The sequence below is a fragment of the Parabacteroides sp. AM58-2XD genome (assembly GCF_003463685.1).
Classification (GTDB): Bacteria; Bacteroidota; Bacteroidia; order Bacteroidales; family Tannerellaceae; genus Parabacteroides; species Parabacteroides segnis.
This window is the reverse complement of record NZ_QSDP01000049.1, coordinates 34,633-46,956: the sequence shown is the minus strand read 5'-3', so window position 1 is coordinate 46,956 and position 12,324 is coordinate 34,633. Positions and strand designations below refer to the sequence as shown.

At 44.8% G+C, this 12,324-nt stretch carries 10 protein-coding genes and 1 pseudogene; 2 read left to right on the top strand and 9 right to left on the bottom strand.

Features of this window, described 5'->3' with window-relative positions; translation table 11 throughout:
• Window positions 1–65: 65 nt before the first annotated feature.
• From DXA15_RS13265 to DXA15_RS13255, 3 genes and pseudogenes are all read right to left on the bottom strand, one after another.
• Entirely contained in the window at window positions 66–512 is a 447-nt protein-coding gene (locus DXA15_RS13265; RefSeq protein WP_233567261.1) for a hypothetical protein, read from the bottom strand.
• 23 nt (window positions 513–535) lie between these two features.
• A pseudogene (locus DXA15_RS13260) lies at window positions 536–1,964 on the bottom strand (DUF3868 domain-containing protein).
• A gap of 13 nt (window positions 1,965–1,977) precedes the next feature.
• The gene (locus tag DXA15_RS13255; RefSeq protein ID WP_044214758.1) at window positions 1,978–2,571 is read right to left on the bottom strand and encodes a DUF3575 domain-containing protein; all 594 of its coding nucleotides are present in this window, start codon (window positions 2,569–2,571) and stop codon (window positions 1,978–1,980) included.
• Between the two features lie 440 nt (window positions 2,572–3,011).
• Here DXA15_RS13255 and DXA15_RS13250 point away from each other — a divergent pair, with 440 nt between their 5' ends.
• On the top strand, window positions 3,012–3,779 hold the full coding sequence (locus DXA15_RS13250) for an RNA methyltransferase (protein ID WP_122327208.1): 768 nt from the start codon (window positions 3,012–3,014) through the stop codon (window positions 3,777–3,779).
• On the opposite strand, the gene DXA15_RS13245 is transcribed toward DXA15_RS13250, so the two are convergent.
• The 5 genes from DXA15_RS13245 to ileS form a co-directional block, all read right to left on the bottom strand.
• Window positions 3,702–4,034 carry a hypothetical protein gene (locus DXA15_RS13245; protein ID WP_128134345.1) on the bottom strand — a complete coding sequence of 111 codons (333 nt, stop codon included), beginning with the start codon at window positions 4,032–4,034 and terminating at the stop codon, window positions 3,702–3,704. The genes DXA15_RS13250 and DXA15_RS13245 overlap by 78 nt on opposite strands.
• 8 nt (window positions 4,035–4,042) lie before the next feature.
• Entirely contained in the window at window positions 4,043–4,852 is an 810-nt protein-coding gene (locus tag DXA15_RS13240) for a DUF4296 domain-containing protein (protein ID WP_122327206.1), read from the bottom strand.
• A complete protein-coding gene (locus tag DXA15_RS13235) occupies window positions 4,853–5,479 on the bottom strand; it encodes a lipoprotein signal peptidase (RefSeq protein ID WP_122327205.1) in 627 nt (208 codons plus the stop codon).
• Complete coding sequence (locus tag DXA15_RS13230; RefSeq protein ID WP_007657507.1) at window positions 5,480–5,860, bottom strand: TraR/DksA C4-type zinc finger protein; 381 nt, start codon at window positions 5,858–5,860, stop codon at window positions 5,480–5,482. It abuts the gene before it with no gap.
• 118 nt (window positions 5,861–5,978) lie between these two features.
• The gene (gene ileS, locus DXA15_RS13225) at window positions 5,979–9,407 is read right to left on the bottom strand and encodes an isoleucine--tRNA ligase (protein ID WP_128134344.1); all 3,429 of its coding nucleotides are present in this window, start codon (window positions 9,405–9,407) and stop codon (window positions 5,979–5,981) included.
• Between the two features lie 256 nt (window positions 9,408–9,663).
• Between ileS and DXA15_RS25525 the strand changes: the two genes are divergently transcribed.
• On the top strand, window positions 9,664–9,822 hold the full coding sequence (locus DXA15_RS25525; protein WP_199676316.1) for a hypothetical protein: 159 nt from the start codon (window positions 9,664–9,666) through the stop codon (window positions 9,820–9,822).
• Between the two features lie 268 nt (window positions 9,823–10,090).
• On the opposite strand, the gene DXA15_RS13220 is transcribed toward DXA15_RS25525, so the two are convergent.
• Window positions 10,091–12,166 (bottom strand): VapE domain-containing protein, encoded by a 2,076-nt coding sequence (locus DXA15_RS13220; RefSeq protein ID WP_128134343.1) that lies wholly within the window; start codon window positions 12,164–12,166, stop codon window positions 10,091–10,093.
• Window positions 12,167–12,324 lie beyond the last annotated feature (158 nt).

Here is a 12,324-nt window from a genome sequence, read left to right as displayed (position 1 = left end):
CCGGGAAGAAAGTTTCCACGAGCAAGGAAAGGAAGGCCCAATTGTAAAAACTATACTCTAACTAATTACAAAAGAGCACTATGAACCTTAAATTGATGACATTGAGTTATAACCAGCAGGTCATACCAACCACCCGGAAGCCCCACTAGTACCGGTTCGGTGCGATTGTCACCCTCCATGGCATTACGGTCCAGATACATAATTTTATCTATCGGGGTCGATGCAGGAGAATTCACCCCGTCTGTTCCTTGATAAAAGAGCAGCATCAAATCGTCGATGCGCGTCTCGTAGTCTTGTCCCGGCTCATAGCCGTCACCATTCTCGCCACCGGTGGGGTTTGAACGGGTAAGAAGTTTGGCTTCCGGACTGCTGATAGTCAGACGAAGGTAGTTTTCCACCACCACATCCTCCTCTCCGTCGTCACGGTTCAAATGAACTTCGTCAGTACAGCCAACCTGCATAAAACAGGTTGCCATACAGGCGTATAAAAGATATTTATAGGCTATGTTCATAATCAATCATTTTTTGAAGTTCTTTATTCTTCACGTTTTGCTTTGATCTGTTCGAGGTTTGCCTGGGCCGATTTACCTGTCACCGGGCTATTCTGCAACGTATTCAAGATCTTTTCCGCACCGTCCAAATCACCGCGAAGCATCAGAATAGATGCACGTGCCAACTGTTTCTCATCTCCTTCGGCTGCTTTCTGAAGGTAACGTTCGGCTTGTTCCAACTGGCCTCTTTGAATAGCTGTGTTAGCGGCATTCAGATTCGACACAGGATCATCAGGAAACATGCGGACAGCAATTTCGAACACTTCGTTATATTTCTCGCTTCCAGCCTCATAGCTTTGAGCCACCATAAACATTTCATTCAGACTCAACTGCTTCGGATCAGTATAAATAAGCGACCGGGCTTCTTCGGCTGTGAAATTGCGGATGTTATACTTCACCACATAGTCCGAATGGCGTAACGCCGGATAAACATCCCTGAGTAGAATTCTATAAGAGTTACCGCCGTTCAAGACTTTCAACTTCAGCTCCTTCTTATCGAGGTCGCGTGGTTCCGGATCACGAATAATAGCCAGCAACTCAGCTTTGTCCGGTAAATTCATTTCTTCCAGACGTTTTTCCAATCCTTCCCAGTCTTCCGGTTCGAAATCTACACTGAATGTGGCATGCTCGAAACGATAGAGGCTTTTCACGTAGTCGCGCAAGGCCTTGGCACGATTTTCCGCTAAATATGTATTATTGGCGTATGAGCCTCGGGAGACGCAAAACCTTTGATCCATACTTCCGTGATGGTGGCATACGGATCGTCTTTTACAGACTCGATCGTCGCACGAATAGCAGCCAGCTCACGCGGATTGTTACGGTAGTCGGGATAAATCGTTATTTTGTTAACCGGGAAATCCAAAAACGCTTTTCCCTCGATCGAACGCGCTTGACCGCCTCAGCTTCAGGTGTACGATAGGCGAGCAACGGTCTCAAAACAACCGGATCTGACAAATTGATCGGAAAGAGTGGAGAACGGTCGTTCTGCAACGCTTCCCAACCACAACCGCAGAGGTCGGTTACGAGAGCCACTTCCGACTTCTTCATCCAAGGCGCCATTGGTGTGCGAGTGGTGTATTCAAAGAATTGCTCCTCACCATTATTACGACGCAGTTCATATTCCCCGTGTGTTGAATAAGTACGTCCTGTGCGATCGTACAAAATATGGCGATCGCGACCATTGAGAATAACCGGTGTCAAAGGGCGGATACTATCACCCGAAACAACCACCGGTGTACATACCAGACTACGATCAGAAGGAACTTTCACTTCACCAAAATCGAACGTCATACCAATAATCAACGCACTGTCCGATTTCTCTACAATCTTATCCTTTACTTTAATCTCCTGTGCCTGCAAAGCAGTTGCCGCCAGCAGACTTGTTACTATAAGTATATGTTTGTTCATTTTCATAAGGCGGCGAAAATTAAAATTGATAAATCAGATTAATTGCTGCTTGTGTTGGACCGAAATAATGTTTCTTGACGTATTCCTGACGACGACCGCAGTTTGTACAGGGGTATTTCTCCGATTCGAGATAGAGATATCCCACACCGACCGTCGCTTCCAGATTCCAATGCTTGGAAAGCAACCATGAATAACCGTAGCTAACTCCTACTCCTGCTCCCCAACCTTGATGGCGCTCATTCTCGGTACCCAGTATTTTGATGTCCGATACATTATATAATATGTAAGGGACATGCAGACCAATGAAATGTTTGTAGGAAGTTTCACAAAACCAATAACGCAACTCCGGATGAAGTCGCCAATGCTTAAGAGATTTACCATAGCTACCATCTTCTTTCTTTCCGTCGAACGGGTTCAGACCGGTCTCTATATCCAATGACCAATGACGTGCCAGACGAAATTCAACTCCGGCATTGAAAGTCGCCATCGCTCCCCAATACGGGATATTCGTTTTCAGGCCGACGACTGATCCTTTCTGACCACTCAATCTATCCTGTGCATAAAACGACAATGGAATCACAAACAGGAAGATCATGATAATAAGTTTTCTCATCATACTTTTTGTTTTTTAGTTATTTTGTTTTATTCGTTTATTATCTTCTTCACATCGCTATCAATCTATTCATTTCATTCATATCCAAACCACAAGCATTAGGGTTACATGTAAATTAAGTAAATAAAATATATATAATTTTTTGCTGTGCATACAGCAAAAAACCCTCATGAGGGTTACTGGATTTATCCATCTATACTAGTTTTCGAAAACTTCGCCTTAAAATTATAAATTATAAAAAGAGATTATTCCAAATGCCGCTCAAATCAAGACATATGGTATAATAATGGAGAAATTTGATCCTTCATACTCCACAAAAATAATAGGTACAATCCTCATAAAAGGAGAATTGTAATGTATTTACCTTATATCCACTTTTCAATGAAATGTAACTGAAATTAAATAAATTCCTGTACTTTTGCTTTGTAAAAAGAGTAAAGATGCTGAGTAAGTCTAAAGTAAAACAGATCCGTTCACTGGAATTAAAGAAGTTTCGTAACGAGTTAAATGCATTTGTTGCCGAAGGAAATAAGTTGGTGGCAGACATGTTACATGCATTCGAATGCGACCTGCTGATAGCCAAACCGTCATGGATGGCAACACAAGGCGACATTCCCGCTAAGGAATTATTGGAAGCTGACGACGATGATATACGGAAAGCCAGTTTCTTGAAAAACCCGCAGGACGTACTGGCCGTCTTCAAACGTCCGGCCTGGTCATTGGAAGATGCCGACCCGAAAACCCAGTTAATCCTTGCCCTCGACGGGATACAAGATCCCGGTAATCTCGGTACGATCATACGGCTGGCAGACTGGTTCGGCATCGAACATATTGTTTGTAGCCAGGACACCGCCGACGTATTCAGTCCCAAAACAGTACAAGCCACTATGGGAGCTCTCGTCCATGTAAAAGTACATTATACGGATTTGCATGGCTACCTGAAAAAACAGGCAGAACAACAAATCCCGTTATACGGAACGTTTCTTGACGGAGAGAACATGTACACGAAAGAATTATCGGAAACAGGTATCATCATCATGGGAAATGAAGGAAACGGTATCCGTCCCGAAATAGAAACACTTGTCAATGAAAAGTTGTATATACCTAATTACCCTCAGGACAGGGAAACATCAGAGTCGCTGAACGTAGCAATCGCCACTGCTGTAGTCTGCGCCGAGTTCAGGCGTCGTCGGGGAAATGCGGGGTAAATGGCAGACTTGTACCAGAGAGTCTACGGTTACTGAATCCGTAACAGCCAGCCATTCCGCTAAAGAAGAAACTCCAACCGGAGGAAAAGTAATGTCTGACGGTACCGGCAATAAAGTACCGTCATAAAATTCTGTATTCGCAATCTCCTGTTCCAAAGGATACACACCGGTCAAACGTCCCTCCGCATCCAATTCGAGATAATGCATACGGTACCATTTACGCCAGTATATATAATGCGAAGCAATCCTGCGCATATTTTGATCTAATTCTTTATGGAATCCTTACGTGCTACTTGTATGGAGTCGTTTTCCGGTAACCGACCGTAGTTATACCGCATCAGATTCAAACTATCCACATAAACTTTGAAATAAGAGGTGGAATCATCTTTTCCGTTCAGGCGGATAAAACCATACACGCTCTTTACCTGTTTGGTAGGCAAAGTCCTTAACGTTGTTTCATGATAACCGTCGCGAAGAATTTTGTCGTTTACGGTAATAATCGTATCGCCCTGATTTGCGCTCAGACGGATCTCCGGACGATTCTTCATCGCATCGTTCAATCCCCAGACGCGCATTCCCAATACAAACGTACTGCCGGACGGATAGTTGGTTTCCGGTTTAATATCGACCGCTATCCCGTTAAACAAGGCATTCGGTTCTAAGGTAAGATAAGTAAGACGCGGCCAGATATCTACCGAATCCTGTTTAGATACAGGGGCGGCATTTGCCTGCACATCTCCCAGCGCCTTTTGCCGTTCATTCAGTTCGGCCAGTACCAAATCGTAAACCTGCATGTACACATCCAGGTTACGCCCATACCAGACCAGCGAACTGTCATAAACAGCCTGTTCTATTTTATGCTTGCGGAATACAGACTGGTAAAGCGCATCTTTCTCAGCATCGTCGCTATACTTTTTATAATCCGTGCTGATCATAGCTTCAGCCAGTTGCATATCGATCAGGACAGCCTTCATTTCCTTTTCCGACAAAATACCATCAGGCACCTTACTACAGGAAACCAACAAAGCTGCCGTTAACAATGCGACACCATATCTGCGCAATTTATTCCGCATTTATTTATTACTTTCTTTTTCTTTAGAGAGACTGGCCGACAAGGTATGCCGGTAAAATATCAATAATAAGAAAACACCCACGCAGATTGCTGAATCCGCCAGGTTGAAGATAGGACGGAAAAAGACAAACTCCTCCCCTCCCCAGATAGGAAGCCAGTCAGGCAATACCGTCTGAATCAACGGGAAGTAAAACATATCCACTACTTTCCCGTGCAGCCATCCCGCATATCCTCCGCCCGCAGGCATAAAAGATGCGATCTGACCAAAACTATGATCAAATACCACTCCATAAAATATAGAGTCGATAATATTACCGATTGCTCCTGCAAATATCAACGAGACACAAGCAATAAAACCGAAGTTATATTTGTCTTTTACAAGCTTATACAGGTAATAACCGATAAAGCCGACCGCCACAATACGGAATATCGACAAAAACAACTTACCTATTACTTCTATACCGAAAGCCATTCCCGGATTCTCGGTAAAATAGAGATAAAACCACGGGGTAATCTCTATACTCTCATGCAACTGCATGTGTGTCTTGATCCAAATTTTGAGAGCCTGGTCAAGAATAAGGAGCAGCATTATAATCAACACTGCTCCCCAACCTTTAGAAAATTTCATTTATCTCTTACCTCCTTGTTTTGCTTCGATACTCAAAGTAGCATGAGGAACGGCACGCAGTCTTTCCTTCGGGATCAGTTTACCCGTTTCACGACAAATGCCATACGTTTTATTTTCTATACGGATCAAAGCAGCCTGTAAGTTCTGTATGAACTTCATCTGGCGTTGTGCCAAACGTCCGGCCTCTTCCTTCGACAAAGTTGCGGCACCTTCTTCCAACACCTTAAATGTTGGTGATGTATCAGCCACATCGTTACCATCAGAATTGGTTACACCCGATCTCAACAACTCGTAATCCTTCTTGGCTACCTCCAACTTCTCTAAAATAATGGCGCGGAACTCCTCGAGTTCAGCATCCGAATATCTAGTCTTTTCTGCCATGGTTCATTTAATTTTAGGTTCCACAATTCATAATATATATCAGGCGACCAAGTCGCAGTCCAAATATACGATAATATTTATATGCGGCAAGGGACGCCTTTCTTTTTTATAGAAAAAATCACTCTTTTTCGATTCGTACCGACAGATTGAAATCTTCGAAATCAAGGACAGTCGCATCGCTTATGGCATGTTCCGTTATTTCAACAGATACAGCCAGCACTTGGTTCGCAATGTACTCATTAAATTCCTTAATTGCGTCATCCATTTCATCGGTCGAAAGAATAGTCACATTGATTTTATCCGTTATATCGTAACCGTTGCTCTTACGCAAGTTCTGGATACGGTTTACCAATTCGCGTGCCAAACCTTCCTTACGCAGGCTTTCGGTAACTGTAATATCAAGAGCTACAGTCAGACGGCCTTCATTGGCAACCAGCCAGCCCGGGATATCTTCCGAGATAATTTCAACATCCGTACGTTCAACGGTTGCATCCTGTCCTTCCACTTTCAACGTAAATGTTCCGGCAGCTTCGAATGCAAGGATATCCTCCTGACTCATGCTTTGGATAGCGGCAGCCAGGCTCTTCATGATCTTACCGTAACGCGGGCCTAACTTCTTAAAGTCCGGCTTGATACGTTTTACCAGGATTCCGGCTGCGTTATCGACAAACTTCAGTTCCTTCACATTCACTTCGTTCAGGATCAGATTCTTCACAGCTTCGATACTTTCCTGCTGATGGGCATCCATAACCGGCACCATAATGGTTTGAAGCGGCTGACGAACTTTGATATTCACTTTACGACGCAAAGCCAGCACCATGGACGAAACATCCTGCGCCATCTTCATACGTTCTTCCAGATCTTTATCGATCAATGCTTCATCATATTTCGGGAAATCGGATAAGTGGACAGACTCAACCGTCTCACGTCCGGTTACAGCAATCAGGTCGCAGAACAACTGATCGGCATAGAACGGAGCAATCGGAGCCATCAACTTGGCTATCGTTTCCAGGCAAGTATATAAAGTCTGGTAAGCCGACAACTTATCGGTTGTCATACCACCACCCCAGAAACGGCGACGGTTCAGACGTACATACCAGTTACTCAGGTTATCGTTTACAAATTCGGAGATAGCACGTCCCGCACGGGTCGGTTCGTAGGTATCATAGAAACCGTCCACATCTTTCACCAATGTATTCAGCAAAGAAAGAATCCAGCGGTCGATCTCCGGGCGTTCGTTCAGAGGAACATCCGGTTCCGAATAATCGAAGCCGTCCACATTTGCATACAGTGAGAAGAATGAATAGGTATTATATAATGTACCGAAGAACTTACGGCGCACTTCATCCATTCCGTCGATATCGAACTTGATGTTATCCCACGGAGATGCATTCGTAATCATATACCAACGCAACGGGTCGGAACCATATTGTTCGATTGTAGAGAACGGATCGACAGCATTTCCCAGACGTTTGGACATCTTATTACCATTCTTGTCCAATACCAGACCGTTGGAAACAACCGCTTTATAAGCCACGCTATCGAATGCCATTGTTGCCAGCGCATGCAGGGTAAAGAACCAACCACGTGTCTGGTCGACACCTTCCGCGATAAAGTCGGCCGGATAAACCGTACGGTTATCCAGTATTTCCTTATTCTCGAACGGATAATGGATCTGTGCATAAGGCATCGCACCTGAGTCGAACCAAACGTCGATCAGGTCTGTCTCACGTTTCATCGGCTTACCGCTTTCAGAAACCAGGATCACCTCATCCACATACGGACGGTGCAAGTCGATCTTTTCGTAATTATCCTTATTATATTCACCCGGATTGAATCCTTTATCCTTATAAGGATTGCTTTCCATGAATCCGGCTTTAACAGCCTTTTCTATTTCGTTGTATAGTTCTTCCACCGAACCGATACATTTTTCTTCCGTTCCGTCTTCCGTACGCCAGATTGGTAACGGAGTACCCCAATAACGGCTACGGCTCAAGTTCCAGTCCTGCAGGTTTTCCAACCATTTACCGAAACGTCCCGTACCGGTGCTCTGCGGCTTCCAGTTGATCGTATTATTCAGTTCGATCATACGATCACGGCAGGCTGTTGTGCGGATAAACCAGCTATCCAACGGATAATACAACACCGGTTTGTCGGTACGCCAGCAGTGCGGGTAGTTGTGTACATGCTTTTCGATGCGGAACACGCGGTTCTGCACTTTCAGCATCATACATATTTCGATATCCAATGTTTCGTCTTTATCGGTTTTCTCCGGATCGTACGCATTTTTTACGAACTTACCCTGGAACGGATCATAGTCGGCCGCATTCATACAGGTCTGTACGAATTCAGGATCCAGGTCTTCCAGCAGATAGAACTTACCGGTCATATCCACCATCGGACGTCTGTAGCCATCCTTGTCGATCATCATCAACGGCGGCACACCGGCCACCTTAGCCACACGGTCGTCATCCGCACCGAAAGTCGGAGCGATATGTACGATACCCGTACCGTCTTCGGTTGTCACAAAGTCACCATTGATTACGCGGAAAGCACCTTCGCCCGGATTTACCCACGGAATCAGCTGCTCGTAATGCATACCGGCCAGTTCGGAACCTTTCCATTCGCCAACCACCTTAAACGGTATCAGCTTATCGCCTATCTTATAATCAGATAATTCCAGGTCGGCAGCTTTCGGATTGAAATGCGCACCCATCAAATCCTTCGCCAATACCACCGTCATCGGCATACCGGTATACGGGTTATAAGTCTGAACAGCCACATAAGAGATGTTCGGTCCCATACAAAGAGCCGTATTTGAAGGCAATGTCCACGGAGTAGTCGTCCATGCCAGGAAGAATGCATCACCGAACTGTGCCATTTCGGGCTTCGGATCGAGGATATGGAATTGTGCCGTACAAGTCGTATCTTTCACATCTTTATAGCATCCCGGCTGGTTCAACTCATGTGAGCTAAGACCTGTTCCGGCTGCCGGCGAATACGGTTGGATCGTATATCCTTTGTACAGCAAACCTTTTTTATATAATTCTTTCAGCAGATACCACAGCGTTTCGATGTAACGGTTATCGTAGGTGATATACGGATTTTCCATATCCACCCAATAGCCCATCTTGTTAGTGAGGTCTTCCCATTCTTTGGTAAACTTCATCACATCGCGGCGGCAAGCTGCATTATAGTCAGCGACAGAAATCTTCTTGCCGATATCTTCCTTGGTTATACCCATGGATTTCTCCACGCCCAACTCAACCGGCAGGCCGTGTGTATCCCATCCTGCCTTACGGTTGACCAGGAATCCTTTCATGGTCTTGTAACGGCAGAAAATGTCCTTAATCGAACGGGCAATAACGTGGTGAATACCCGGCATACCATTTGCAGAAGGCGGTCCTTCGTAAAATACAAATGAGGGGTATCCTTCGCGGATTTCAAGACTCTTGTGGAAGATGTCGCCATCCTGCCACTTCTTCAGCACCTCTTTATTGACATTCGATAAGTCAAACTTAGAATATTCGGCAAATTTCTTACTCATTTCGCGTTATATTTATCTTTCTTCTAAAAATGCCGCAAAGTTAGTGATTTAATTCTAATTAGGCAATAAAGAAATTCGTAGAACCTGATTGGATTTTACAAAGCTAAGTAATCTCCCTTTCAAAAAATTGTATGTTTAACAAAACATAGTCTTAATTCATTCGTATATTCTTGATCTTTCCTAAACTAAATAGGAGAAAGATCAAGAATAATATTTATCTTTGTATCGGATTTATAAACTATAAACAATTATTACGATGGCCAAACCGATAAAAGAGACTCCAATCATATTTGGAGAAGACGCAAAGCATTTTAATCAATCCATTAAGGATGTGAAACCAGCTTCTGACGATGAAAAAAGACGTATAAAGGAAGCTTACGAGAATATAAAGAAAATAGCAACCTTTATGATGTGAACATGAAATTAGCAAAGTTGGAAGAATTAGAAAAGATAAAACCGTTTGATTGCGGCGACGCGGATTTCTGACAAGTTTCACAAAACTTTCTCCGCATACTCCTTAATCTTCTGCGGATTGTACCGGGTATCCACATAAGCAGTCTTTAATAAAGTAACTATTGCCGTAACTCTTACTCAAAAGTTTTCCAATTTTTTCCTTCATTTATTCATCCGCAAAGCTATAACACTAAGAATAAACGCCTTGCAGATGAACAAAATGAAGAATATCATCCGATCTCCTCTACATGATACAAATTTCCACGCAAAGCGTGGCGAGAAGGATAGTTATTTCGGCGCAGCAAACGGCCAAAGCCATTGATCGTTGTGTTACTGAAACTAAGGCGGCTACGCTTACGGATATGTTGCATGATCTCAGCTACTGATAACCAATCGCCTCCATCTTCCCCAACAGGAACGGCACGAAAATACTGCAACAACAACTGCTCTTCCACCGGCACTTGCTCAAATGCCTCATTCTGCCGAGTAACAGCCAGTTCCTCTTCATGCGTAAACCAATAACGTTCGCCTGCCCGCAACAAATAAATGGCCTGAGCATATAGCTGGTCATGGTCAACCAAATAGCGGCGGTCGATCTCCCCTTTAATTTCAACACAAAGGAAACGACGGCTACCGGTCGGATCGGATAACAGGTCCATATTATTACAAGTCCCGACAAATCCGGCATACCGTTTCAACACCCGAACACTCGATTTATAAGGCTTGCGGGTATTCACCTCCGGCTTCTGAAGCAGATGTTTCAGGAAAGACTGGCGGGAAGCCCCCACCGAATCGAACTCATCGATATTGATCAGGGCAAATCGATGCAGCATCAGTTCGGCGTCACGGCGATTCCCAAAATCAATGCTATCCGTATAAAAGTCGCGCAGAACAGGCGGCAACAGATTACGGCACCAGGTAGACTTTCCACATCCCTGCTCACCCACCAGCAAAGGCAAGACACTGTTGGCATACACGCTACTCATCTGTTTCCATTGGGCAACCAGCCCCAAAAACCAGCGATAAAAATGATTGCGCCACAGTTTCGACGATGTCGGCACGGTATCCGCCAATGCACGGATATGATCTTTCCCATCCCATTCGGGCAAATGATCCAAATAATCATCCAGCGGATTGAACAGCGGTATCTTATTGGAATAGATATAGCGTTTCACATCGCGATCCCATAAATCAAGTCCTTCGGCTTGTGCATGCAAAGAGATCGTATTGAGCACCTCCTCTGTGACCGGGAAAAAATCATAATAATAGGAACGCCGCTCGCGATACTCCACCTCCCCTTTCAACTCATTCCGTCGCAATTCATACCGTCGTTTCATAAACTCTTCCATCCGGAGCACCAGATTCTGGCAAGCCGGCATCACCGGACCAACACCATAATATTTATCCAGCAGATAGGCATTATGCACAGCCGCCCGCAATTCCGTTTCACTACGCCGGAAGTGCATGTTCGCATACGACCATTTCAGCACATCTTCCTCCGGTATGCCTGCCCGCAGGCAATTCTCTGCCAAACGGACCAACAACGTGTCCTCTTCCGCATCCCCCAGTTCCTTTTTCACCTCCTCTATCGCCTTTTTCAGAGCCACCTGATAGAGCAGATAAACAGAACTACTACGTTCGTGCCCCGCCTCCATCCGCTGAAGCGGCAACGGTTCCTGCTGCTTCACGTCGCGAAAAGTCGGTTCGCCAGGCATTTGCAAAGGCTGTTCGAGTGTTGCCGGAACAGCCGCCGGATTATAATAAAGATCGGGATCATAGGAGATACGGCAAGACTGCTCTATAACCGGTTGCCGGAAAGCGATATCCCGCTGCAATTGCATCCGGTAATAATTGAGTGCCAATTGGTAAGCATGTGCATGAAACCACCCCGCCAGTTCACTGTTACGAGGCAAAGAACCGTCCGGCAATGTAAAAGGTACGACAATCTTCACGCTTTTACGGCTTGAGCCGATAAAAGCAAGCAGTGTTTGCAGCGAACCGGCTGCCTTCCGCCGCACCTCCGTCGCCTCCGTATACCCGGACAGATTACCGACTTCGAGAAGGACAAGACCGTTGTAGGCTGCCATTTTCATATCTCCGTTCTTCTTCCGATATTCGGCACCAAAAACAATCCGGGGCAGTTTACTTGCCGCCGGACAAGGATGACCCGGAGGACACTCCTCCAGTTTTTCCCGAAATTCTTCTACTGCACGACCGGACGCACGGTCCTTCATCGTATCAACTAATTCACTAAGTGAAAAGGTTTTAACGGACTTACTTCCGTCTTTATACTGTGTTATATTCATTTGCTTGTGATCCAAGGTGTATTTTCTGCTTAAAGATAAGAAAAAAAGCTATGGATAACAAGGCTTCTGTCGATTATTATTTATATCTTTAGTGCGTTATTCTTTCTTGTTTGTCAATTGTCAAACGCTTATTCAACAGTAGTCTTACAAGCGTTTGT